This window comes from Stenotrophomonas sp. SY1, assembly GCF_021202945.1.
GTDB lineage: Bacteria > Pseudomonadota > Gammaproteobacteria > Xanthomonadales > Xanthomonadaceae > Stenotrophomonas.
Genome location: NZ_JAJOYR010000001.1, coordinates 2,385,129 through 2,408,811 on the forward strand (window position 1 = coordinate 2,385,129; position 23,683 = coordinate 2,408,811).

General features: G+C 64.8%; 21 protein-coding genes. 11 read left to right on the forward strand and 10 right to left on the reverse strand.

Annotated features, from left to right (window positions below; translation table 11 throughout):
- Window positions 1–12: 12 nt before the first annotated feature.
- The 7 genes from LR961_RS10060 to LR961_RS10090 all read right to left on the reverse strand — a co-directional run bounded on the left by LR961_RS10060 (window position 13) and on the right by LR961_RS10090 (window position 7,827).
- Window positions 13–750, reverse strand: coding sequence for a copper homeostasis protein CutC (locus LR961_RS10060; protein ID WP_232148727.1), 738 nt, complete (start codon window positions 748–750; stop codon window positions 13–15).
- The gene (locus LR961_RS10065; protein WP_232148728.1) at window positions 747–1,751 is read right to left on the reverse strand and encodes a N(4)-(beta-N-acetylglucosaminyl)-L-asparaginase; all 1,005 of its coding nucleotides are present in this window, start codon (window positions 1,749–1,751) and stop codon (window positions 747–749) included. Before LR961_RS10065 ends, LR961_RS10060 begins: the two co-directional genes overlap by 4 nt.
- Before the next feature lie 13 nt (window positions 1,752–1,764).
- Entirely contained in the window at window positions 1,765–2,754 is a 990-nt protein-coding gene (locus tag LR961_RS10070) for a glucokinase (RefSeq protein ID WP_269670703.1), read from the reverse strand.
- A gap of 138 nt (window positions 2,755–2,892) precedes the next feature.
- Window positions 2,893–3,270, reverse strand: a complete 378-nt coding sequence (gene crcB, locus LR961_RS10075) for a fluoride efflux transporter CrcB (protein WP_232148731.1) — start codon at window positions 3,268–3,270, stop codon at window positions 2,893–2,895.
- A gap of 33 nt (window positions 3,271–3,303) precedes the next feature.
- On the reverse strand, window positions 3,304–4,611 hold the full coding sequence (locus tag LR961_RS10080; protein ID WP_232149304.1) for a replication-associated recombination protein A: 1,308 nt from the start codon (window positions 4,609–4,611) through the stop codon (window positions 3,304–3,306).
- A 120-nt stretch (window positions 4,612–4,731) separates the two neighbouring features.
- Complete coding sequence (gene lolA / locus LR961_RS10085; RefSeq protein ID WP_232148732.1) at window positions 4,732–5,370, reverse strand: outer membrane lipoprotein chaperone LolA; 639 nt, start codon at window positions 5,368–5,370, stop codon at window positions 4,732–4,734.
- A gap of 93 nt (window positions 5,371–5,463) precedes the next feature.
- Window positions 5,464–7,827 (reverse strand): DNA translocase FtsK, encoded by a 2,364-nt coding sequence (locus LR961_RS10090; RefSeq protein ID WP_232148733.1) that lies wholly within the window; start codon window positions 7,825–7,827, stop codon window positions 5,464–5,466.
- Between the two features lie 290 nt (window positions 7,828–8,117).
- On the opposite strand from LR961_RS10090, the gene trxB reads away from it, so the two are divergent.
- The 5 genes from trxB (at window position 8,118) to infA (ending at window position 12,196) form a co-directional block, all read left to right on the forward strand.
- Complete coding sequence (gene trxB / locus LR961_RS10095) at window positions 8,118–9,095, forward strand: thioredoxin-disulfide reductase (RefSeq protein ID WP_232148734.1); 978 nt, start codon at window positions 8,118–8,120, stop codon at window positions 9,093–9,095.
- Between the two features lie 24 nt (window positions 9,096–9,119).
- Window positions 9,120–10,013 carry a metallophosphoesterase gene (locus LR961_RS10100; RefSeq protein ID WP_232148735.1) on the forward strand — a complete coding sequence of 298 codons (894 nt, stop codon included), beginning with the start codon at window positions 9,120–9,122 and terminating at the stop codon, window positions 10,011–10,013.
- Window positions 10,010–11,146: a GNAT family N-acetyltransferase gene (locus LR961_RS10105; protein WP_232148736.1), complete on the forward strand. Its 1,137-nt coding sequence runs from the start codon at window positions 10,010–10,012 to the stop codon at window positions 11,144–11,146. The genes LR961_RS10100 and LR961_RS10105 overlap by 4 nt, the downstream gene beginning before the upstream one ends.
- Complete coding sequence (aat, locus tag LR961_RS10110; protein WP_232148737.1) at window positions 11,143–11,892, forward strand: leucyl/phenylalanyl-tRNA--protein transferase; 750 nt, start codon at window positions 11,143–11,145, stop codon at window positions 11,890–11,892. The genes LR961_RS10105 and aat overlap by 4 nt, the downstream gene beginning before the upstream one ends.
- 85 nt (window positions 11,893–11,977) lie before the next feature.
- Window positions 11,978–12,196 carry a translation initiation factor IF-1 gene (infA, locus tag LR961_RS10115; protein WP_005409596.1) on the forward strand — a complete coding sequence of 73 codons (219 nt, stop codon included), beginning with the start codon at window positions 11,978–11,980 and terminating at the stop codon, window positions 12,194–12,196.
- Between the two features lie 275 nt (window positions 12,197–12,471).
- Here infA and clpA read toward each other — a convergent pair whose 3' ends face one another.
- Both clpA and clpS read right to left on the reverse strand, forming a co-directional pair.
- Window positions 12,472–14,754 carry an ATP-dependent Clp protease ATP-binding subunit ClpA gene (gene clpA, locus LR961_RS10120; protein WP_232148738.1) on the reverse strand — a complete coding sequence of 761 codons (2,283 nt, stop codon included), beginning with the start codon at window positions 14,752–14,754 and terminating at the stop codon, window positions 12,472–12,474.
- Window positions 14,755–15,019: 265 nt separating this feature from the next.
- Entirely contained in the window at window positions 15,020–15,340 is a 321-nt protein-coding gene (gene clpS / locus LR961_RS10125; protein ID WP_232148739.1) for an ATP-dependent Clp protease adapter ClpS, read from the reverse strand.
- 145 nt (window positions 15,341–15,485) lie between these two features.
- On the opposite strand from clpS, the gene LR961_RS10130 reads away from it, so the two are divergent.
- The 6 genes from LR961_RS10130 (at window position 15,486) to LR961_RS10155 (ending at window position 19,925) form a co-directional block, all read left to right on the forward strand.
- Window positions 15,486–15,923, forward strand: coding sequence for a hypothetical protein (locus LR961_RS10130; RefSeq protein ID WP_232149305.1), 438 nt, complete (start codon window positions 15,486–15,488; stop codon window positions 15,921–15,923).
- 2 nt (window positions 15,924–15,925) lie between these two features.
- Complete coding sequence (locus LR961_RS10135; RefSeq protein ID WP_232148740.1) at window positions 15,926–16,387, forward strand: NUDIX hydrolase; 462 nt, start codon at window positions 15,926–15,928, stop codon at window positions 16,385–16,387.
- Window positions 16,384–17,505: a tRNA 2-thiouridine(34) synthase MnmA gene (gene mnmA / locus LR961_RS10140; RefSeq protein WP_232148742.1), complete on the forward strand. Its 1,122-nt coding sequence runs from the start codon at window positions 16,384–16,386 to the stop codon at window positions 17,503–17,505. The genes LR961_RS10135 and mnmA overlap by 4 nt, the downstream gene beginning before the upstream one ends.
- Window positions 17,506–17,514: 9 nt before the next feature.
- Window positions 17,515–18,129 (forward strand): high frequency lysogenization protein HflD, encoded by a 615-nt coding sequence (gene hflD / locus LR961_RS10145; RefSeq protein WP_232148743.1) that lies wholly within the window; start codon window positions 17,515–17,517, stop codon window positions 18,127–18,129.
- A gap of 343 nt (window positions 18,130–18,472) precedes the next feature.
- Window positions 18,473–19,663 (forward strand): methyl-accepting chemotaxis protein, encoded by a 1,191-nt coding sequence (locus LR961_RS10150; RefSeq protein WP_232148745.1) that lies wholly within the window; start codon window positions 18,473–18,475, stop codon window positions 19,661–19,663.
- Between the two features lie 70 nt (window positions 19,664–19,733).
- On the forward strand, window positions 19,734–19,925 hold the full coding sequence (locus LR961_RS10155; protein WP_232148746.1) for a hypothetical protein: 192 nt from the start codon (window positions 19,734–19,736) through the stop codon (window positions 19,923–19,925).
- 984 nt (window positions 19,926–20,909) lie between these two features.
- Here LR961_RS10155 and LR961_RS10160 read toward each other — a convergent pair.
- On the reverse strand, window positions 20,910–23,678 hold the full coding sequence (locus tag LR961_RS10160) for a GGDEF domain-containing phosphodiesterase (RefSeq protein WP_232149306.1): 2,769 nt from the start codon (window positions 23,676–23,678) through the stop codon (window positions 20,910–20,912).
- Window positions 23,679–23,683 lie beyond the last annotated feature (5 nt).

Below are 23,683 nucleotides of genomic sequence, written 5' to 3' on the forward strand. Positions count from 1 at the left end.
ACGTAGGCCGGTTCACTCGCCTTGAGCCAGTGCCCGCCGCAGAGCTTCCACATGCGCTTGCTCGGTCTGCAGCCAATCGCTTTCCAAACCGAGCAGTGCCGGATTCTGGAAGCGCATGGCAGAGTGGCGCACGGCCTTGGCCGAGGCATGCAGCTGGCGGCAGCCACTGCGCGTGGCAACGCTGGCGATGTTGTCAGCCGTCAGGCCGGCACCGGCCATCAATGCAATCCGTGAACCGGCCTGTTGCACCAGGCCCGCCAGCACTGCCCCGCCTTCCAGTGCGGTGGCGCATCCACCCGAACTGAGAATGCGCTGGCAGCCCAGGCTCACCACCTGCTCCAGCGCTGTTGGCAGGTCGCGTGCAGCATCGAATGCGCGATGGAAGGTGATGCCCATCGGGCCGGCGGCCGACACCAGTTCGCGGCACACCGGCAGGTCGATCTCGCCGTCGGCATTCAACGCACCGATCACCACGCCATCGCAGCCCAGCTGCCGGCAATGCGCGATGTCGCGCAGCATGATTTCGGCTTCGAGCGCGTCGTAATGAAAATCGCCGGCACGCGGTCGGATCAGCACAAACAACGGAATCCGCAGCCGCTCCCGGGCCACTGCAACGGTGCCATATGACGGCGTGGTGCCGCCCTGCTCCAGGTTCTCGAACAACTCCACCCGGTCAGCACCGCCGGCCTGCGCGGCCACGGCCGAAGCGGCGGAATTGCAGGCGATTTCCAGCAGGTACGGCGCACTCACGTCTGCGTGCTCGTGTACACCGAGGATGATTCGAGCAACGCGTCCTGCCGCTTCGCATCACACACCGCGTAGACGAAACCGCGATGCAACGCGTACGCGCCCACTTCACCGCTGCGATTCATCGCCAGGAAGCACACCTGCAACGTGCGACTGGCCTCCGGGCGCTTGCGCACCACACGGGCGATCGCCTCGCGGCAGGCATCGGCCGGCGACAACCCCTGCCGCATCAGTTCGACCACCAGGAACGAGGCCGCATTGCGGATCATCTCCTCGCCCATGCCCGACGCCGTGGCCGCGCCGACTTCGTTGTCCACGTATAGGCCGGCGCCGATGATCGGGCTGTCACCCACGCGGCCGTGCATCTTGAACGCCATGCCGCTGGTCGTGCAGGCACCGGCCATCTGCCCGGCACTGTCGATGGCCAGCATGCCCAACGTGTCGTGATTATTCTTGTCGCCCGGTAGCCCACGCCGTTCGGCGTTGATCTGCGGTGCGTAATGTTCTGTCTTGAGCCACTCACGCCACGCCTTTTCGGCTTCCGGCGTGAGCAGGTGCTGGCGTTCGAAGCCCTGTTGTACAGCGAATTGCTGCGCGCCCTCGCCCACCAGCATCACATGCGGCGTCTGTTCCATCACCCGGCGAGCGACGGACACCGGGTGCAGGATGTCGGTCAACGCCGCCACCGACCCGCAACGCCCCTCGCCAGTCATGATGCTGGCGTCCAGGCTGAGCACGCCATCGCGGTCCGGGTTGCCACAGCGGCCGACAGTCGGATTGCACAGCTCGCTTTCCGCCCAGCGCGCACCGGCCTCCACCGCGTCCAGCGCGTTGCCACCGGCCGACAGCACCTTCCATGCGGCCTGGTTGGCGCCAACACCAAAATCCCAGGTCGAAACCACCCGGGCGCCATTGGCTGCCATCGGTGAAGCGCGCAACGCTGGCGCTGCACCAGCGGCGCCGAGCAACAACGAGGTCTGGATGAACTGCCTGCGTGTACCCATGATCGGTTTCCTGTCAGGTTGCGTTGTCGGGCAAGCGGTCGGCGTGCCAGGCCAGCGCACCCAGCACGCCCAGTTCGCCGTGCTCGACACGGTATACCGGCACCTGCCGCAACGCTGGCGCCAGGCCACCCTTGGCCAGGAAACGTTGCTGGAAATCACCCTGGCTCAACTCGGCGGCCAGATGGCCGGTAACACCGCCGGTGAGATACACCGCACGCGCACCGAAGGTCAGTGCCAGGTCACCGGCAAGACTGCCCAGCCACGCACAGAAGGTGGTGAGGCTTTCCCTGGCCAGCAGGTCACCGTTGCGACCCGCGTCCACCAGCTCGGCCGGGCTGCGCCAGCGCACCGAAGCGCCGCGCAGTTCGCACAGGCACGCATACAAGGCCATCAGCCCCGGCCCGGACAGCACGCGTTCGTTGTCCACGTGCGTGTGCTGTTGCGAGAGCAGGCGCAGCACATCCTGCTCCAGCGGCGTACCCGCAGCCAGCGCTGCATGGCCGGCTTCGCTGGGCAGCACGGCCGACGGACTTCCCCCCAGGCGCACCGCCACACCCAGCCCGGTGCCCGGGCCCAGCACCAGCGCCGGGCTGGCGACAGTGGTCGATTCGTCGCCGCAGAGCAGGTGCAGGTCGGTCGCCGCCACGTGGGGCATGGCCTGGGCGACGGCGGCAAAGTCGTTGATCAGTTCCAGCGTCTCCAACCCGGTCTGCTGCCGGAGCGCACTGAGCGACACCGGCCAGGCCAGGTTGGCATTCAGCAGTTCATCGCCATCGAGCAACCCGGCGATGGCCACGACCGCGTGCTGCACGGCAGGCACAGCGGCGCCCTCGCGCAGGCCCTGCAGGTAATCGCACAGGATCGCGGCCAGGCTCGGATGGTCGGCGCAGATGTACTTGCGGAAGCCCTGCACACGCAACGGCTGCCCTGGACGCAGTTCAGCCCAGCCCAACCGAGCGTATGTGCCCCCGACATCGGCGCCGATGACCACGCCCGGTGCCATCGCCGTGCCGGCGGCGCCTGAGTTGCTCAAAGCCACTGGCTTGCCTTTCCCTGTGCCTGTTGCTGCCGCATCTTGCTCAAACGCTCCGCCAAAGGTGGGCGCATGATGCGCCATGGCTTCGACGTTTGGAAACCCGCGTCATTGCAGCACCCGCCAGCTCCACCAGCCCAGCGCCGTCATCGACAGCGAACCGCCCAGATGCAGGCCGATGGTGACCAGGCTCCAGCCCAACTGTCCGCGTTGCAGCAGGTCCACCACTTCGGCGGAGAACGTGGAAAAGGTGGTCAGCCCGCCGAGCAGGCCGGTCACGATGAACAATCGCCATTCCGGCGCCAGGTCCGGCCGTGCCGCCAACCAGGCCAAGGCCAGCCCAATGGCGTAACCGCCCAGCAGGTTGGCCACCAAGGTCCCCATGGGGATCGCGTTGTGGCTGGCGTTCAACCACACGCTCAAACCAAACCGCAGCCACGCACCCAGCGCTGCGCCCACTCCGATGGCCAGGAACGAAAGCCACATGGACTCAGCCGCCCGCAGCCGGAAGCATCAGGATCATTCGCCACCCGGCTTGCGTTGTGCCCGCGCCTGCTCGCGTGCGGCGCGTAGGCGATCGAGCTTTTCCTTGAGCTTGATTTCCAGCCCACGATCGACCGGCTGGTAATAGACGCGCTCGCCCATCGCATCGGGAAATGCTGTCTGGTCCAGGGCGATGCCGCCTTCGACATCGTGGTCGTACTGGTAGCCCTGCCCGTAACCGAGCGTTTTCATCAGCCGCGTGGGCGCGTTGCGCAGGTGCATCGGCACCGGCTGCGTGCCGGTCGTCGCGATATCGGCACGGGCAGCTTTCAACGACATGTAGGCCGCATTGGATTTGGCGGTACTGGCCAGATAAACAACCAAGTTCGACAGCGCGATATCGCCTTCCGGCGCGCCGATGCGGTCATAGGCGTTCCACACGTTGATCGCCATTTCCAGCGCACGCGGGTCGGCCAGGCCCACGTCCTCGACCGCCATGATGGTCAGCCGGCGAAGGATGTAGGACGGGTCACAACCGCCATCGAGCATCCGTGCCAGCCAATAGATCGCGCCATCCGGGTTGGAGCTGCGCACCGACTTGTGCAGTGCCGAGATCTGGTCATAGAACTGCTCGCCACCCTTGTCGAAACGACGCGTGCGGTCGGCCAGCACCTGCAGCAGCGTTTCCGGGGTGATCTCACCGCCTTCATCGGCCGCCAGTTCAGCGGCGATTTCCAGCAGGGTCAAGGCGCGGCGCACATCGCCATCGGCCGCACGGGCAATTTCCAGCAACGACTCCGGCGACACCTTGATGGCCTGCCCGCCCAGCCCGCGCTCACTGTCGCCAAGCGCACGCTGCAGGGCTTCGACCACGTCCTCCGGCGACACGGATTCGAGCACGTGCACGCGGCAGCGCGACAGCAGCGCCGAGTTCAGCTCGAAGGATGGGTTTTCGGTGGTCGCACCGACAAAGATGATGGTGCCGCGTTCGATATGCGGCAGGAACGCGTCCTGCTGGCTCTTGTTGAACCGGTGCACCTCGTCCACGAACAGCACTGTGCGGCGCCCGCTGGCGAAGCGCTGTGCGGCTTCGGCCAACACCACGCGCACTTCCGGCAGGCCGGAAAGCACGGCCGATATCGCTTTGAACTCGGCGTCGGCGTATTGCGCCAGCAACAACGCCAGGGTGGTTTTGCCGCACCCCGGCGGTCCCCACAGGATCATGGAATGCACGCGTCCGGATTCAACCGCGCGCCGTAGCGCCGTGTTGGCGGCGAGCAGACGCTTCTGCCCCACCATTTCATCCAGCGTGCGGGGGCGCATGCGCTCGGCGAGCGGGCGCATGCTGTCCCTGTCCGCGCTCAGCAGGTCGGCAGGGGCGTCGTCAATGAAGATGTTTCGGGATCTGGCCACGCCGGCATTCTAACGCGGCGGCCATTGAGCCTTGTATTCGTGGCGGGCGTTTCAGCGCTCGCCGATCACGTCCACGTCCTTGCCCGGCTCGAAACGGAAGGTGCCGGCGGCAAAGCCCGGGTTCTTCTTCCAGCCGCTGAAATCGATGACGGTCCGCTGGCCCACCGCGTCCACCACTTCCATGCGCGACAGCCCACCCTGCGCAAAGCCCAACGCGGCGAACTGGAAGCTGGCTTCGGTCTCACGCTTGGGCGTCAGCGACAGCCACTGCATGCCGTCACGCGGTGCGGCCTCCTCACTGATGTCGTACTGGCGCTCCAGCAATGCCGGGTTGATCAGTGCGGTCAGCGGGCTGTTCTGCTCCTCGGCGCCCTGCTCGCGAACGGTGGCCTGCTCCAGGTCCGGCTCGTACACCCACACCTTGCGGCCATCGGCGACGATCAGCTGCGGATGCGGGCGGGTGTATTCCCAGCGGAACAGACGCGGCGCAGACAACGCCACCCGACCGCTGGAGGTTTCCTTCAGCTTGCCGCGGGCATCGAACACCTGCTGGGCGAACTGGCCATCCAGGCCGCGCAGGCCGGTGGTGAAGGCCTTCAGGTCATCCCGGGCACCTGCGTGGGCATCCGCGGCAACACCGGCACAGGCCAGGGCGACGGCAAGGAACGAGTGGCGCAGGAAAGCATTCATGGCGGCGTAGTGTCTGGATGGGTTGGAGTGAGGCAAAGTCTGCCCCTTGCAAACTGAATGGGCGGCAATCGTTGAATGAATGCCGCCCGGCGATTATTTCGGCGGCGGCGGCGCCAATACCGCGCGGTCGCCGTTGTGTTCGGGCGGGCTGACCACGCCGGCCGCTTCCATCGCTTCGATAAGGCGCGCGGCGCGGTTGTAGCCGATCTTGAGACGACGCTGCACTCCGGAGATCGACGCACGGCGGGTTTCGGTAACGATGCGCAGCGCTTCGTCGTACAGCGGATCGGATTCATCGCCACCGCCGTTGCTGGTCTCCGGCAGGCCGGTCGCACCGACCACCACGCCATCGCCCATCATCTGCACTTCGTCGAGCACGCCGCTGATGTAGTCGGCCGGGCCGCTGGCCTTGAGGTGCTCGACCACGCGGTGCACTTCCTCGTCCGAGACGAACGCGCCGTGTACGCGATCCGGCAGCGCGGTACCGGGCGGCAGGTACAGCATGTCACCGTTGCCCAGCAGCGCTTCAGCGCCGGACTGGTCGAGGATGGTGCGCGAATCGATCTTGGAACTGACCTGGAACGCGATGCGGGTCGGGATGTTGGCCTTGATCAAACCGGTGATCACGTCCACCGACGGACGCTGCGTGGCCAGGATCAGGTGGATGCCGGCCGCACGCGCCTTCTGCGCCAGGCGCGCGATCAGCTCTTCGACCTTCTTGCCGACGATCATCATCATGTCGGCAAATTCGTCGATGAAGATCACGATGAACGGCAGCGGCTCCAGCGGACGCGGCGCTTCGCCCATTTCCGGGTTCGGCTTGAACAGCGGGTCCATCAGCGGCTGGCCGGCGTCGATGGCGTCCTTGATCTTCTTGTTGAAGCCGGCCAGGTTGCGCACGCCCACCGCGCTCATCAGCTTGTAGCGGCGCTCCATCTCGGCCACGCACCAGCGCAGGCCGTTGGCGGCCTCCTTCATGTCGGTGACCACCGGCGCCAGCAGATGCGGAATGCCTTGGTAGACACTCAGCTCGAGCATCTTCGGGTCGATCATCAGCATGCGCAGGTCTTTCGGGCTGGCCTTGTACAGCAGGCTCAACACCATCGCATTGACCGCCACCGACTTGCCCGAGCCGGTGGTGCCGGCCACCAGCAGGTGCGGCATGCGGGCCAGGTCGGCCACCGTCGGGCGGCCGGCAATGTCCTTGCCCAGCGCCAGGGTCAGCACGCTGGCCGACTTGTCGTATTCCTTCGAGCGCAGCAGCTCGGACAGGAAGATCATCTCGCGGGTGACGTTGGGAATTTCCAGGCCGACCACTGACTTGCCCGGAATCACGTCAACCACGCGCACCGACTTGACCGACAGACCGCGCGCGATGTCCTTGTCCAGCGAGCTGATCTGGCTGACCTTGATGCCCGGCGCCGGTTCGATCTCGAAGCGGGTGATCACCGGGCCCGGATAGGCACCGACCACCTGCGCGTCAATGCGGAAATCCTTGAGCTTGAATTCGATCTGGCGCGACAGCGTTTCCAGCGTCTGCTCGTCATAGCCCTTGGGCTGCGGCTTGGGGTCGTCCAGCAAGGCCAGCGGCGGAATGTCCGAGCCGTCGCCATTGACGCCCTGGAACATCGGAATCTGCGTCTCGCGCTTGGCGCGGTCGCTCTTCTCGATCACCGGCACAGGGCGCGGTTCGATCTTCACCGGCTCGCGCTTGGCCCGCACCTCGGCATCGACCTTGCGCACTTCCTCGCGCTCCTCGCGCAGGGCGCGGGTCTGCTGCCATTCGTTGGCCTGCTCTTTCTTCTTGTTGAGCAAGGGCCCCAACGACAGCACCCACTTGCCGATCTTCTCCATCACCACGAACCAGGACAGCCCCGTCGCCAAGGTGATCGAGGTCAGCAACAGCACCAGCAGGAACAGATTGCTGCCGACCGGGCCGAAGCCACTCTGCAGCGACTTGCCAACCAGCACGCCCAGACCGCCACCGGCACGGGCGACATCGCCCGGCGCCATGCGCAGGTACAGGAAACCGGTGGCGCCGATCAGGAAGCCGACAATGCCCACCAGCCGCAGCGCCGGACCGAGATCATCCTGGCCACGGTCTTCGCGGTTGAGGCCGAACATGGCGATCCAGGCAACAGCAGCCAGCATCAGTGGAATCAGATAGGCGACATAGCCGAACAACTGGCGCATCACATCGGCGATGTACGCACCTACCCTGCCACCCATGTTGTGCACCGGCGCCACCACGGACCCGGACTGCGACCAGCCCGGATCAGCGGGCGAGTAGGTAAACAGGCTCGCCAGCAGATACAGCAGCGCCGGCGCGATGGCGATCAGCGCAAGGTCACGCCAAAGCTTCTGCCGGCGCGGATTGTCCGCTGCGGCGGCGGCCGGCTTGCGCGCGGCATTGCCCGCGCTGGAATTCTTGCCACGTTCCGGGACCTGTTTCGCCACCTTTGACCAGACCTTAGAAATGCACGGTTAGTGATTGATATTAAACGACAGATCGCTGTGTTTCACTCAATTCGCAGACAGTATCGTACGGCGCCTATACAGAAAGCACGGAAAACCGCCGCGCAAGGGCGAACCGATCGGAAGAAGGTTGGGTGACTGCATTGGACGGGCTACGTCTTTCCATTCACGCGCCTTGATTCACCGGGAGCCGACCGCCACTCTATGGGCTTGCCCGGACAGTTGCAGAACACCGCCAGCGGGCCGCCAATCCTGAACTTTCGCGAGTATACATGAGCACTTCCAGCCATCCGTCCCTGCCCACCCGCCACCAGAAGCTCATCATCCTCGGCTCCGGCCCGGCCGGCTGGACCTCGGCCGTCTACGCCGCCCGCGCCAACCTCAAGCCGCTGGTGATCACCGGTCTGCAGCAGGGCGGCCAGCTGATGACCACCACCGAAGTGGACAACTGGCCGGGCGATGCGCACGGGCTGATGGGGCCGGACCTGATGGCACGCATGCAGGCGCACGCCGAGCGCTTCGACACCGAAGTGGTGTTCGACCACATCCACACCGCCGACCTGTCCAAGCGCCCGTTCACCCTGATCGGTGACAACGCGCAGTACACCGCTGACGCGGTGATCATCGCCACCGGCGCGACCGCCAAGTACCTGGGCATTCCGTCCGAGGAAGCCTTCAAGGGCCGTGGCGTTTCGGCCTGTGCCACCTGCGACGGCTTCTTCTACAAGGACCAGGACGTGGTCGTGGTCGGCGGCGGCAACACCGCCGTGGAAGAGGCGCTGTACCTGTCCAACATCGCCCGCAAGGTTTACCTGGTGCACCGCCGCGACACCTTGAAGGCGGAAAAGATCATGCAGGACAAGCTGTTCGCCAAGGTTGCCGCAGGCAAGATCGAGACCGTCTGGCATCACCAGGTCGACGAAGTGCTGGGCAATGAGATGGGCGTGACCGGCGTGCGCGTGAAGTCCACCCAGGACGGCAGCACCCGCGACATCGAGGCGCACGGCTTCTTCGTGGCCATCGGTCACCAGCCCAACACCGACCTGTTCAAGGGCCAGCTGGCGATGAACAACGGCTACCTGGAAATCCGCTCGGGCCTGGGCGGCAACGCCACCCAGACTTCGGTGGAAGGCGTGTACGCCGCCGGTGACGTGGCCGACCAGCACTACCGCCAGGCCATCACCTCGGCCGGCTTCGGTTGCATGGCCGCCTTGGACGCAGAGCGCTTCCTGGACGCGCAGGGCGTCTGATTCCAAACCGTCGCAACCGCCAGCATGGACAAGGTATTGATCAAGCAGCTGTTGTTTCACGGCAGCTGGCTGGTCTTTCCTGCCATCGCCTGGCTGTTGTGGCGCTGGCGCGGCGGCCAGCATCGCTGGCTGCTCGCGCTGTTGCTGCTCACCTGCACGCTGTTTGCCTGGGCACGTTTCATTGAGCCGCAGATCATCCAGGTCAACCAGACGGTCTTGCGCGGCACCGGGACCAGCGCCCGCATCGCGCTGATCAGCGACATCCATCTGGGCGTGTACAAGAACCGCCAGTTCCTCGAACGCGTGGTTGATCGCATCAACACCTTGCCAGCGGATGCGGTGGTGATTGCAGGGGATCTGACGTATGAAGCGAAGGCCAGCGAGTTGCATGAGCTGTTCGCGCCACTTGCGCGCCTGCAGGTGCCGGTCTACGCCGTCCTCGGCAATCACGACCAGGAACCACCCGGTCGCGATCTGGACAAGGAATTGCGCGGAGCCCTGCGGACTCACGGCGTGAAGGTCATCGAAGGCCAGATCATCACCGATGCACAAGGCCGACAATGGGCCGGACTTGGAGACCGCTGGGCTGGCAAGGACGACCCCGGATTCCTGCGCGCAGCCGGTGCCATCAATGGCCCCGCCATTGTGATCGCCCACAACCCCGACAGCGTCATGCAACTGCATCCATCCGATGCCACCATCGTGTTGGCTGGCCATACGCACGGCGGGCAGATCCGTATTCCGTGGTTGTATCGCATGGCCATCCCCACCGAATACGACTTTGATCGCGGCGAGCAGATCGCACAGACAGCGCAGGGGCCGGTGCGTGTGTTCACTGCCCGCGGCGTGGGCGAGATCGGCCTGCCGTTGCGGCTGTTCAACCCGCCCACGATCGATCTGTTGCAGTTGCAGCCATGACTGCGCAACTGAAACTGATCTCCTCACTGGCACAGGTCACGGCCACGGACTGGGATGCGCTGCATGGCAGCGATAACCCGTTCCTCAGCCACGCCTTCCTGAGCGGCCTGGAGTTGCACAACTGCCTGCGCCCGGACTGGGGCTGGCAACCGCAGCACCTGACGTTGTGGCGCGACGAGGTACTGGTCGCCGCCGCACCGGGCTACCTCAAGCACAACTCGCACGGCGAGTTCGTGTTCGACCATGCCTGGGCCAACGCCTATGCGCGCAACGGGCTGGATTACTTCCCAAAGTGGCTCGGCGGGGTGCCCTACTCGCCCGTCACCGGCCCGCGCCTACTTGCCCGCAACGACGAGGACCGGCGTGCGCTGCTGGCAGCCATCGTTGCGCACGTCGATGAGGCGCAGTTGTCCTCGGCCCACATCAATTTCCACCTGGCCGATGAAACCCCGCTGTTCGATCAGGACTGGCTGTTGCGCACCGACGTGCAGTTCCAGTGGCAACGCGAACCGCAATGGCAGAACTTCGACGACTTTCTCGCGGCGATGGACCACAAGCGCCGCAAGAACATCCGCCAGGAACGCGCCAAGGTCGCGCGCGCCGGCATTGAATTTGTGACGCGTCACGGTAGTGACGTCAGCGCCGACGAACTTCGCGCGATGCACGGCTTCTACCTGCAGACCTTCGCCGAGTACGGCAACGCACCGGCACTCACCCTGTCTTTCCTGCCCCATCTGGCCGAACAGATGCCCCGGCAGCTGGTGCTGTTCCTGGCCCTGCAGGACGGGCAACCGATTGCCGGCGCACTGTGCCTGCGCAGCGCCGACACGCTGTATGGCCGCTACTGGGGCGGCGCCACCCTGCCCGGCCTGCATTTTGAAGCCTGCTACTACCAGGGCATCGAATACTGCCTGCGTGAAGGCCTGCAACGCTTCGAACCCGGAGCGCAAGGCGAGCACAAACTCGCACGCGGCTTCCTGCCAACGGAGGTACGCAGCCACCACTGGATCGCGCACCCGCAGTTTCGTCATGCGCTGCGCGACTGGTGCGCACGCGAACGCGAGGACGTTGCCCGCTACGCGCTGGCCCTGCAGCGGCATTCGCCGTTCAAACCGGCGCCCGACACGCCATGAACAACAAGGGCCCGTACCTGCTCGCCGACGCCAGCGATGCGCCGTTCCCGCCGGCCGAACTGGCCCTGCGCGAGCCCGACGGCCTGCTCGCCGTGGGCGGCGATCTGAGCCCGGTGCGCCTGCTCAATGCTTACGCCGGTGGCATCTTTCCGTGGTTCTCCGAGGGCCAGCCGTTGCTTTGGTGGTCGCCGGACCCGCGCATGGTTTTCCGCACCGACCGCGTCCACCTGTCCTCACGCTTCCGCCGGACGCTGCGCTCCTCACCCTGGCGGGTACGCGCGGACACCGCCTTTTCGGAGGTGATGCAAGCCTGTGCACAAGCCCCGCGTCCCGGCCAGGATGGCACCTGGATCACCGACGACATGCATCGCGCCTATGTGGAGCTGCATCGGCTTGGCTACGCGCACTCGGTCGAAGTGTTCGACGAGGATCAGCTGGTCGGCGGCATCTACGGCGTGGCCATAGGCCGTATGTTCTTCGGCGAGAGCATGTTCAGCGGGCGCAGCGGTGGCTCCAAGGTCGCCCTCGCCGCGCTGGCCCGGACCTTGGCCAGTTGGGGCTGGCCGTTGATCGATGCGCAGGTGGAGAACTCCCATCTGCTGCGGCTTGGCGCGGAGCAGATGGCGCGCCCCCTGTTCCTGGAACAGGTGCGCCAACTGGTCCCTCAAAACGGGGAAGTTGGCCCGTGGACCCGCGTTTTTGGCGAGTTTTCAGCAGCGGCGCTGGCTGAACCGGCAGTCACTTAACGCAAACTTTGCATGATTGGGCGCGGAAGCGTAAAATGCCCGCCCTTAGGCCCAATGGGCCGTCCGCAGAACTGCACAGGACTACATGTCGAAAGACGACTCCATCGAGTTCGAAGGCACCGTCAGTGAGACGCTGCCGAACACCACTTTCCGCGTTCGTCTGGAAAATGGGCATGAAATCATCGCCCACATCTCCGGTCGCATGCGCAAGAACTACATCCGCATCCTGACCGGCGATCGCGTCAAGGTCGAGATGACGCCCTACGACCTGACCAAGGGTCGTATCACCTACCGCATGAAGTAATGCGGTAAGCGTGGCGTTTGCCAGAAAGGCCAGCCTGGGTGCTGGCCTTTTTGCGTGGGTGAAATCCAGTCGCAGGAGCCGCCCCGGCCGCCAAGCCGGGAGCAATGCTGCGCCTGCCCGATCCAGCCCGCCCCCAGAAAGCGCCGGCACCATCGGCCTGCCGGGCGCTCCTTGATCGATGCATCCGTGGTTTCGCGGCCGAGGCCGCTCCTGCGGATAAGAAAATGCCCGCATCGTTGGATGCGGGCATTGGCTTTACCGCGTAAGCGTCCGGTTTACTCGACCGTGGCCGGCAGCAGGTGCTCCGGCTCGGACTCGGTATCCACCACCAGCTCGCCATCGCGCACGTCGACGCTGACCTTGCCGCCACCAACCAGCTTGCCGAACAACAGCTCGTCGGCCAGCGGGCGCTTGATCTTGTCCTGGATCACGCGACTCATCGGGCGAGCGCCCATGTCCGGATCGAAACCGTGATGGGCCAGCCAATCGCGCGCGGCCGGAGTGGCCGACAGCGAAACGTGCTTGTCCTGCAGCAGCATTTCCAGCTCGATCAGGAACTTGTCCACCACCCGCAGGATGTGGTCGAAGCCCAGCGGCTGGAACTGCACCACCGCATCCAGGCGGTTGCGGAACTCCGGCGTGAAGCTTTTGCGGATGATCTCCATCGCGTCGGTGGCGTGGTCCTGCTTGGTGAAGCCTATCGAACGACGCGCGGCCTGCGCGGCACCCGCATTGGTGGTCATCACCAGGATCACGTTCTTGAAGTTGGCTTCACGGCCGTTGGTGTCGGTGAGGATGCCGCGATCCATGACCTGCAACAGGATGTTGAAGATGTCCGGATGCGCCTTCTCCACTTCGTCCAGCAGCAGCACGCAGTGCGGCGTCTTGACGATCTTTTCGGTCAGCAGGCCACCCTGGTCGAAGCCGACATAGCCCGGGGGCGCACCGATCAGGCGGCTGACCGAATGCGGCTCCATGTACTCGCTCATGTCGAAGCGCACCAGCTCGATGCCCAACTGCATGGCCAGCTGCCGGGTGACCTCGGTCTTGCCCACGCCGGTGGGGCCGGCGAACAGGAAGTTGCCGATCGGCTTTTCCGGGTTGCCCAACCCCGAGCGCGACAGCTTGATGGCCGAAGCCAGGCTGTCGATGGCCGGGTCCTGGCCGAAGATCACCATCTTCAGGTTGCGCTCCAGATGCTTGAGCACGTCCTTGTCGGTGGCGGTGACCTGCTTGGCCGGGATGCGCGCCATCTTGGCAACGATGGTTTCGATTTCCTCGATATCGATATGCGTCTTGCGCTGCCCTTCCGGCAGCAGCTGCTGGCGAGCGCCAGCCTCGTCGATCACGTCGATGGCCTTGTCCGGCAGCAGCCGGTCGCCGATGTGCTTGACCGACAGGTCCACCGCCGCCTGCAGCGCGTCGTCGCCATAAGTGACGCCGTGATGCGCCTCGTACTTCGGACGCAGGCCCTTGAGGATTTCATACGCCTCGCCGACGGTCGGCTCGACGATGTCGATCTTCTGGAAGCGCCGGGCCAGCGCACGGTCCTTCTCGAAGATGCCGCGGTATTCCTGGAACGTGGTCGAGCCGATGCAGCGCAGCTCGCCCGACGCCAACGCCGGCTTGATCAGGTTGGAGGCGTCCATGGTGCCGCCCGACGCCGAACCGGCACCAATGATGGTGTGGATCTCATCGATGAACAGCACCGCGTTGGGGATCTTCTTCAGCGCGCTGATCACGCCTTTCAGGCGCTTCTCGAAATCGCCGCGGTACTTGGTGCCGGCAACCAGCGCACCGAGGTCCAGCGAATAGATCACCGAGTCGGCCAGTACGTCCGGTACCTCGCCATCGACGATGCGCTTGGCCAGGCCCTCGGCGATGGCGGTCTTGCCGACGCCGGCCTCGCCGACGTACAGCGGGTTGTTCTTGCGCCGGCGGCACAGAACCTGGATGGTGCGCTCGATCTCGTCACGCCGGCCAACCAACGGATCGATGCGCCCCGCCTTGGCCTGCTCGTTGAGATTGCTGGCGAACTCGGCCAGCGAGTCGCCCTTGGGCTCACCGTCACCACCTTCCGCCCGTGGCTCACCGTCGAGCGAGGCCGAGCCATCGGCTTCCTCACCATTCTTGGCCACGCCATGGGACAGGTAATTGACCACGTCCAGCCGGGTCACGTCCTGCTGGTTGAGGTAATAGACCGCGTGCGATTCCTTCTCGCCGAAGATGGCGACCAGCACATTGGCGCCGGTCACCTCCTTCTTGCCCGAGGACTGCACGTGGTAGACCGCGCGCTGCAGCACCCGCTGGAAGCCCAGCGTGGGCTGGGTGTCGCGGCCATCGTCCTCGGCCAACAGCGAGACCGAGGTGTTGATCGCCTTCTCCAGCTCGGCATGCAGCCGCTCCAGGTCGGCGCCACAGGCCTTCAGGACGGCTTGCGCGGAGGCGTTTTCAAGCAATGCCAACAGCAGATGTTCAACCGTCATGTATTCGTGACGGGCCTCGCGGGCGCGCTTGTAGCACTGACCAATGGTCTGCTCGAGGTCTTTACTGAACATGGGGCACTCCGATTCCGGTTGGAGACAATATGCGGCCTTGCTTCACGTTTTCCAGCACCCTAGCGACGCCGATGTACACGCTGCGTCAGCAAAAACCAGCAAACCGGAGCCCTGTGAATCCTGCATTCAGCTTTGAAGGCCCGGCAGCACGTGCATCACAGGACAAGGGCAGGACATTCAACGCCCCGGCGGGATACTGTTTCCCATACTGACAGCCTCGCCGGAGAGACCGCAAAGGCCTGCCCCATGGGCACAGCCACAGGGCTCAGGCGCGCTCCATCGTGCACAGCAGCGGATGTTGATTCATCCGCGAGAACTCGTTGACCTGGGCCACCTTGGTCTCGGCCACCTCGCGGGAATACACGCCGCAGACGCCGCGGCCGCGGGTATGGACGTGCAACATCACCTGGGTGGCCTGGTCCAGGTCCATCGAGAAGAAGCTCTGCAGCACGGTCACCACGAAATCCATCGGGGTGTAGTCGTCGTTGAGCAGCATTACCTGGTACTGCGGCGGCGGCGCGACTTCGGGCTTGCTGGGAGCGACCAGCAGGCCGTGATCGTTCTCGTGTTGGGTCTTATGGGGCATCGGGCAATTATAACGGCTCCGTGCCGATGGGCTTGCCGCCATTGGACGTCAGACCCCCTGGCCCCGCACAATTTGCAGGTAAACCAAACCAATAGATGGGGATTGCATGAAGAAGTTCGCAGCAGGGATCGTCGCGGCCAGCCTGATGGGCGTAGTGATGGGGAGCGCCGTGGCCGCTGAACCGGACCGGGCTACCGGCCGCCTGCTTGATACGCTGGAATACAAGTACGAGATCGACGAGGACGGTGATTACCGCCTGGTTTTCGATATGGATAACGAGCGCACCCAGCTGGTGTTCGTACGCTCCAATGTGGAGACCTACGGCAGCAATCATGTGCGTGAGATCTGGTCGCCGGGCTACAAGTCCGCCAGCCCGCAGTTCCCGGCGCAGGTTGCCAACCGCCTGCTGGAAGATTCCAACGACGCCAAGCTCGGCAGCTGGGTCAAGCAGGGCGACCTGGCCATGTTCGTGGTCAAGATCGATGCCGATGCCAGCGCCGATGTGCTGTCCGACGCCATCGATGCGGCCGCCAAGAGCGCCGATGAGATCGAACTGGAACTGACGTCCAAGGACGAGTACTGAGCGTGAACACCCCGCAGACCCAGCGCTGGGCGCCACACGTCACCGTGGCCACCGTGGTGTCCCGCGCCGGGCAACTGCTGTTGGTGGAAGAAGACAAGGAAGGCCGGCGGGTGCTGAACCAGCCGGCCGGCCATCTGGAGCCGGGCGAAAGCCTGCTTGAAGCGGCCGTGCGCGAGACCCGTGAGGAAACCGGTTGGGACGTGCGCCTGACCGGTTTCATCGGTACATACCAGTGGAGCGCGCCCGATGGCTCGCCGTTCCTGCGCTTCGCCTTTGCCGCCGAACCGGTCAACCACCATCCGCAGCAGCCGCTGGATGAGGGCATCGTGCAGGCGTTGTGGCTGTCACCGACCGCGCTGCAGGCCGATATGGCGCGGCTGCGCAGCCCGCTGGTCTGGCAGACCGTTTCCGACTGGCTTGCCGGCCAGCGTTTTCCGTTGTCGATGGTGAGGCAGGTGCAGTGAGCAAGCCCGGAGTTGTCGTTGGTGTTTCCGGTGGCGTGGATTCTTCCGTTGCCGCCCTCACCCTGGTGCAGCAGGGCCATGACGTGGCCGGGCTGTTCATGCAGAACTGGGCCGACGACGGCAGCGGCCATTGCCGTGCCGAGGATGACCGCCGCGATGCGGTGGCCGTCTGCGGGCGGCTGGGCATCCCCTTCCATTTCCGTGATTTCTCCAACGAGTACTGGCAGGGCGTTTTCGAACATTTCCTGGCCGAATACGCGGCCGGCCGCACGCCCAACCCGGACGTGTTGTGCAACCGCGAGGTCAAGTTCAAGCACTTCCTCGACGCGGCCCGCGAACTGGGCGCCGAGCGCATCGCCACTGGCCACTACGCCCAGGTGGTTGAGTCCAGTGGCCGTTGGCGCCTGCTGCGCGGTGCCGACCGCGGCAAGGACCAGAGTTACTTCCTGCACCAGTTGGGCCAGGCCCAACTGGCGGCCACTTTGTTCCCGATCGGGCACATGGAAAAGAGCGACCTGAGGCGCATCGCCCGCGAGGCCGCCCTGCCCACTCACGCCAAGAAGGATTCCACCGGCATCTGCTTCATTGGCGAGCGGGATTTCCGTGAATTCCTCGGCCAGTACCTGCCGGCCCGCGAGGGCGAGATCCACGACCCGGACGGCCAGGTCATTGCCCGGCACCCCGGCGTTTTCTATTTCACACTGGGCCAACGCGAAGGCCTGAACATCGGTGGTGTGCGTGGCCGCCCTGCCGCGCCGTGGTTCGTGGTCGGCAAGGACGTGGCACGCAACATCCTGTACGTTGACCAGGGCCATGACAGCCCCTGGCTGCAATCGAACTGGCTGCGCAGCGAGGCCATGCACTGGATTGCCGGGGCGCCGCCAGCCGCACGTTTCGATTGCACCGCACAGACCCGCTACCGCCAGCCCGATGAACCCTGCACCGTGCAGGTACGCGAGGATGGCACGCTGGATGTGCATTTTGCCCGGCCGCAACGGGCGGTAACCCCCGGCCAGTCGCTGGTTCTGTACGACGGCCCCGAATGCCTGGGTGGCGCGGTGATCGCCGCCACCGACGCCCCCTTGGAGCGCCGGCTTGGCGCCCCCGTTTCCCCTTGAGAGGTAACCATGAGTTTTTCCATCGATGACCGCGTACTTGCCCTTGCCGGCATTGCCCAGGCGCTGCAGCAGGTGCGTCGTATCGCCGAAACCGGCCATTCGGAGAACGCCATCGTGCGGACCGCAATGGACAGCGTGATGCGCATCGACGCGGCCTCCCCGGCCGCCGTGTACGGCAGCACCACGCAGCTGGAACCGGGCCTGCGGCTGGTGCGCGACTACTTCCGCAACCAGGGCAAGGACGACCTGCTGCCGCGCCTGACCCTGTCGGTGATGCAGCTCGAGCGCCGCTTCGTGCGTGAAGACGCCACCGTGGACAAGGTGACGGCCGGCGTCGCACGAGCCGCCCGCCAGGCACAGGAGCTGGGCGACAGCAGCCACCCGGATGTACTGGCGGCAATGGGCAGCCTGTACGCGGACACCATCAGCCAGCTCAAGCCGCGCATCATGGTGCAGGGCAACCCGCATTATCTGGGCCAGGCGGCGGTGGTATCTGAGATCCGCGCACTGTTGCTCGCCGCGGTCCGTTCGGCTGTGTTGTGGCGGCAGCTGGGCGGCACCTACTGGGACTTCCTGTTCTCGCGCAAGACCATGGTCGAAGCCATCGAGCGCCAGCTGCGCTGAGTTCAGCCGACCTGGAAGCGCCGCCGCAGGGTCTGCAACTGCGGGCTGGTTGACGGCGGCGGCCACGGATCTTCTTCAGACGTGAGCGTTCCCGGGGAGGCGACGCTCACCCGGGGAATGAATGGTCGAACCGGCATACCTGCAATTGCAGGCATTTTCCTGACAGGAACCTTTATCGGCCTCGCAACTCGCATCGTTCCCGCACGGCCTGACCAACATCCGGCCCTTGCCGGAATTGGCAACCGGACCAGTCACCGGGACGAACATAGGACAGTGCCCAGCCAAGGCTAAAGACAACTTGGCTGCGGCCGATACTGCAATCGTGACTCTCCCGAGAACGTCCATGTATTCACGTATTGCTATCCGCCTGGCTGCACCGCTGGCCCTGACCTTCCTGCTGCCACTGGCAGCTGCCCTGTCCTGGCCCTCCGCCGCGGTGTGGGCAATCCTGACCACGCTGGTGTTGAGCTGGCTCGTGTTTGCCTGGTGGAGCGTCAATTCGCAGGCACAACGCTCGCCCGAACACGCCAAGGTACTCAAGGAGCAGGACCAGTTGCTCAACGAGCTGCGCAGCTTCGTCGGCAATGAAATCGATGGTTCGCGCAGCGAGATCGAACGCGCCCGTGAACTGATCCGCCAGGCCGTGGCCGGCCTGGGCGGCAGCTTCGACGCGATGAACCGCAAGTCGCGCCAGCAAAGCCAGGCTCTGGCCCGCATCATCGACCGCGCCGGCGAAGACGGCAGTTCGGGATTGGACGTGGCCCGTTTTGCCCAACACGCCAGCCACCAGATGGAACAGCTGGTCGAAGCGCTGGAACAGGTCAGCGGCCAGAGCAACACCACGGTGCAGCACATCGACCAGATGGCGCAGCACCTGGACGGCATCTTCGCCCTGCTCGAAGACGTCAAATCCATCGCTGACCAGACCAACCTGCTGGCGCTCAACGCGGCCATCGAAGCAGCTCGCGCAGGCGAAGCCGGCCGTGGCTTTGCGGTGGTCGCCGACGAAGTGCGCAACCTCTCCGAGCGTTCGACCACGTTCAACGAACAGATCCGCAAGCTGGCGCACAGCTCCAAGGACGCCATTGCCAAGGTGCGCGAGACCGTATCGCACATGGCCTCGCGCGACATGGACCGCTCCCGCGACGCGCGCCAGGAAGCAGCGGCGATGCTGGAGAACGTTGCGGCAATCAACAATTCGCTCGGCGATGGCATGCGCGAGATTTCCGAATGCGGCCGTTCCATCGATGGCAGCGTTGCCGAAGCCGTGCGCGCCCTGCAGTTCGAGGACATCGCCACCCAGGCACTGGGCGGCGTGCATACCCACCTGGATCGACTCGGCGCGATCAACCGCGAAGCGGTTGCGCTGCAGGAACTGCTGCATCGCAATGGCGGCGTGTTCGACGGCGAGCTGGTCACCGCACTGCAACGCACCGGCAGCCGTCTGCGCGAGATGCGCAACGAGTGGGAACGTCCGCCGCACAAGCCGGTCACCCAGCAGAGCATGGGTGCCGGCACGGTGGAGCTGTTCTGAGCTTCGTCGTGATCGAAGGCCTTCAAGCCCCGGCCCATGGCCGGGGCTTTTCCGTGCCCGGACCTGTCGAATGAGCACCACGTCCAAACCCGTTGCGGCATCACAACACAGCAGCATGGCCATCAGCCCACGCATGCAACAGCTGTCGTTGCTTGAACTCAGCGCACAACAGGAACTGGCGAAGCTGCGCGTGATCGATGACGCCCCGGCACCTGAGAGCAACTGGCTTGAAGCCTGCATCGACTGGGATCTATTGAAGTAGCGCCGCGGCGAGAACGCGCATGCGATGCAGACGCGATGGCTGATGTGTGGGCCGGAAACACATCACGACCCACGCGAGCGTCCGTATTTTGTCGCAATCACAGGAGCGGCTTCAGCCGCGAAGCTGGCGGTGTTGGAGGCCTTCGTGGAAAGCAGCTTTGGCGGTGCCCGGTGGTGAACGTGCTTCGGAGAGCTCACCGATTTCGCGGCTGACGCCGCTCCTACAACGACGCCAGCGATGTGTCAGGATCCCTGAAGACTTGGCGCCCTGACTGGTGACACTGCGGTTGCATCCCAACCTACGACGCGCCTTCATGGTGCCGCTGTTGTAGGAGCGGCGTCAGCCGCGAAGCTGGCGGTGTTGGAGGCCTTCGTGGAAAGCAGCTTCGGCGATGCACAGTGGTGAACGTGCTTCGGAGAGCTCATCGGTTTCGCGGCTGACGCCGCTCCTACAACGGCGCCGGCGATGTGTCAGGATCCCTGAAGGCCTGGCGCCCTGGCTGGTGACACTTCGGCTTCATCCCGACCTACGACGCACCTTCATCGTGCCGCTGTTGTAGGAGCGGCTTTAGCCGCGAAGCTGGCGGTGTTGGAGACCTTCGTGGAAAGCAGCTTTGGCGGGGCACGGTGGTGAACGTGCTTCGGAGAGCTCATCGGTTTCGCGACTGACACCGCTCCTACAACGACGCCAGCGATGTGTCAGGATCCCTGAAGACTTGGCGCCCTGGCTGGTGACACTGCGGTTGCATCCCGACCTACGACGCACCTTCATCGTGCCGCTGTTGTAGGAGCGGCGTCAGCCGCGAAGCTGGCGGTGTTGGAGGCCTTCGTGGCGAACAGCTTCGATGAAGCACGGTGGTGAACGTGCGCCGGAAAGCTCACCGGTTTCGCGGCTGAAGCCGCTCCTACGAGGAGCAGGAATCTCGGGATGCGGCTTTCAGGTCGATCAACCCGAAAGCGGCGGCGCGCTGCTCGGACGAAACGATCAGAGCGCGGCGCTGATCTGAGTGGGGATGACCATGGACGGGATGCTGGGAGCTTCCATCAGCCGGTGACGCAGCCACTGCACCATCTCGCGCGGGCGCAGTGGCTGTGAGAACAGGTAGCCCTGCAGCTCGTCACAACCCTGCCGTTGCAGCATCGCAGCCTCTGCAGCGGTTTCCACGCCTTCGGCAACCACACGCATGCCCAGGGCGTGACCCAGCTGCACGATCGCCTGGGTGACTTCGGCAGTTCCGGCGTCATGCAACATGCCCTGGACGAAACTGCGATCGATCTTCAAGCGCTGCACCGGAAACCGGTTGAGGTAGTGAAGGTTGGAGAAGCCGGTACCGAAGTCGTCCACCGCCAACGGCACGCCATGCCGTTCGAACACGTCGAAGCACTGCCGCAGCGCATCGGTGTCACGGATCAATGCCGACTCGGTCAGTTCAAGCTCAAGTCGTGACGGCGACCAACCATATCGATTGCAGATGGCGACAACGCGCTCGGCAAAACCCCGCTCCCGGAGTTGCAGTGCCGAAACATTCACCGCGATGCGGTCGAACTGCAATCCGCCCTGCTGCCATGCAACCGCCTGCCGGCACGCCTCCTCCAGCACCCAGTCACCAATGCGGATGATCTCCCCGCACTTTTCAGCGACCGGGATGAATTCGCCCGGGCTGCAAGGACCGAGCCTGTCGCTGTTCCAGCGCAGCAGCGCTTCGATCGAAGGCAATTGCCCGCCATGCGCGTGCACCAGTGGCTGGTAGACCAAGCTGAACTCGTCGCGCTCCACGGCACCGCCCAGCGCATGTTCGATCTCCAGCCGCCGTTGCGTGCGCGCCAGCGCATCCTGGCTGTAGTACTGGTACGTGTTGCGCCCGGCCTCCTTGGCCGCATGCATCGCCGCATCGGCGGCGCGCAACAGGCTGTCAAATTCGGTGTGGGTGTCATCCAGCAACGCGATACCCACGCTGGCGCCCACCTTGAGGGTGACGTCTTCGCGGTACAGCGGCTCGGCCAGCGAGGCGATCAACTTGCGTGCCACGTGCCCTGCGTCTTCGGCCTCGGCCAGGTTGCGCAGGATGACCACGAACTCATCGCCGTTGAAACGTCCGAACAGGTCGGCGTTGCGCAGGTTCTGGTGCAGCCGCGAGGCGGCCGACTTCAGCAGGATGTCGCCGCAGGCGTGACCAAAGGTGTCATTGATGGCCTTGAAACCATCCAGGTCGATGAACAGCATTGCGAGGATTGCGCCACGCTCGCGCGCCTCGATGATCGCTTCCGACGCCTGCTCGCGCAGCAGCATGCGGTTGGGCAAGCCGGTGAGCAGGTCGTAATGGGCAAGCAGTTCAAGCCGTTCGTCGGCCTCACGCTCGCGGGTGATGTCACGAAACAGCACCACATGGCGTTCCGGAAGCCCTTCGCGGGTGTCCAGTTCAATCAACACCTGCACCCATACGCGCTGCCCGGAAGGGCGATAGAAGCACAGGTCCAGCTGTTCGGGCAGCCCGCCATCGGCGATGCGCGCCAATGCCGCCTCGAAGCTGTCACGCGAGTCCGGCGTGTACAGTGCCAGCGCCTGGTCCAGCGTGAGCGGCGCCTTGCGCAGGCCATGGATGCGATAGCACTCCTCGGTCCACTGCATCAGCCGGGTATCGACTTCGATTTCGCAACCACCGATGCGGCCCAACGCGGAAACCCGATTGAGTAGTTCCGTGCGCCAACGAATCAGGGCATCGGTCCGACGCTGGCCACTGATGTCCTGCGCCTGGCCGATCACCCGCCGCAACCTGCCGGCGCTGTCGCATTCGGGCTCAAGCCATATCTGCAATTGTTGCTGAAGGGCGCCCTGCCCCCAGCTCAGCTCGAAGGCAGCCGGTTGCGGATCGTCAAGCAGGCGTCGCCAGATGCTCAGCAGCTGACGACGTGCGTCGCCGGCCAGCAGTCGCAACCAGCGCCAGTCCGTTGGCAAGGCGCTGCCGTCCCAACCGATCGCCGCCGCGAACTCGGCCGACCAATGCATGCGCCGCTGCGTGCAATCCCAGGCCCAGTCGCCCATGCCGGCAACCTGTTGCGCGCGGCGCAACAGCGCCTGTTGTGAATGCAGCTCCTGTTCCAGCGACTTCAACCACTGCATGTCGGTACTGGTTCCCACCAGACGCAGTGGCTGGCCGTCAGCGCTGCGGCTGACCACGCAGCCCCGATCCAGCACCCACCGCCAATGGCCCAGCGCATCACGCAGCCGGAACTGGCAGCAGTATGGCGTCTTCGGCTCGCGCAGGTGGGTGGCGATGGCCTGCCGCAGCCGGGATTGATCGTCCGGGTGAACCTGGTCCAGCAGGCCCTGGCTGCCTGTCGCCGACGAAGTCGTATCAAGCCGATTCCGGGTCAGGATGTCGGCCACCACATCCCATTCCCAGGTGTCATGGCCAGCGGCCTGCGATGCCTCTACAACGAGCGCGTCCCGGTCCCGGGCAAGGCTGGCAATGGTGAAAAGATAACCAAGCACGTCGCCCGACGGCTGCTGGATCGCACTGAGCCAACCGTCCAGGCGCTGGCCTTGGCCGGGCAAGGGGCAGTTCACCGGACCCTGCTGCTGGGCCAGGCGGCACATGCCCTCCAGTTGTGCGTGATAACGCGACAGGCGACCCGGCAACCCCAGTTCCCGGGCCGTCGCGTTGACTGCCAAAGGCAGGCCCGCCGTATCCAGCAGCACAACGGCTGCGTTCAACGGGTGGCGGAGCAGGCTTGCAATTACGCCGCGGTCCACGCGCT

What these genes read in the sequence shown, in the direction of transcription:
- LR961_RS10065 (WP_232148728.1), bottom strand. Translation starts at nt 1,751, where the DNA reads ATGGGTACACGCAGGCAGTTCATCCAGACCTCGTTGTTGCTCGGCGCC.
- LR961_RS10070 (WP_269670703.1), bottom strand. Translation starts at nt 2,754, where the DNA reads ATGGCACCGGGCGTGGTCATCGGCGCCGATGTCGGGGGCACATACGCT.
- crcB (WP_232148731.1), bottom strand. Translation starts at nt 3,270, where the DNA reads ATGTGGCTTTCGTTCCTGGCCATCGGAGTGGGCGCAGCGCTGGGTGCG.
- LR961_RS10080 (WP_232149304.1), bottom strand. Translation starts at nt 4,611, where the DNA reads ATGCGCCCGCTCGCCGAGCGCATGCGCCCCCGCACGCTGGATGAAATG.
- lolA (WP_232148732.1), bottom strand. Translation starts at nt 5,370, where the DNA reads ATGAATGCTTTCCTGCGCCACTCGTTCCTTGCCGTCGCCCTGGCCTGT.
- trxB (WP_232148734.1), top strand. Translation starts at nt 8,118, where the DNA reads ATGAGCACTTCCAGCCATCCGTCCCTGCCCACCCGCCACCAGAAGCTC.
- LR961_RS10100 (WP_232148735.1), top strand. Translation starts at nt 9,120, where the DNA reads ATGGACAAGGTATTGATCAAGCAGCTGTTGTTTCACGGCAGCTGGCTG.
- LR961_RS10105 (WP_232148736.1), top strand. Translation starts at nt 10,010, where the DNA reads ATGACTGCGCAACTGAAACTGATCTCCTCACTGGCACAGGTCACGGCC.
- aat (WP_232148737.1), top strand. Translation starts at nt 11,143, where the DNA reads ATGAACAACAAGGGCCCGTACCTGCTCGCCGACGCCAGCGATGCGCCG.
- infA (WP_005409596.1), top strand. Translation starts at nt 11,978, where the DNA reads ATGTCGAAAGACGACTCCATCGAGTTCGAAGGCACCGTCAGTGAGACG.
- clpA (WP_232148738.1), bottom strand. Translation starts at nt 14,754, where the DNA reads ATGTTCAGTAAAGACCTCGAGCAGACCATTGGTCAGTGCTACAAGCGC.
- clpS (WP_232148739.1), bottom strand. Translation starts at nt 15,340, where the DNA reads ATGCCCCATAAGACCCAACACGAGAACGATCACGGCCTGCTGGTCGCT.
- LR961_RS10130 (WP_232149305.1), top strand. Translation starts at nt 15,486, where the DNA reads ATGGGCGTAGTGATGGGGAGCGCCGTGGCCGCTGAACCGGACCGGGCT.
- hflD (WP_232148743.1), top strand. Translation starts at nt 17,515, where the DNA reads ATGAGTTTTTCCATCGATGACCGCGTACTTGCCCTTGCCGGCATTGCC.
- LR961_RS10150 (WP_232148745.1), top strand. Translation starts at nt 18,473, where the DNA reads ATGTATTCACGTATTGCTATCCGCCTGGCTGCACCGCTGGCCCTGACC.
- LR961_RS10155 (WP_232148746.1), top strand. Translation starts at nt 19,734, where the DNA reads ATGAGCACCACGTCCAAACCCGTTGCGGCATCACAACACAGCAGCATG.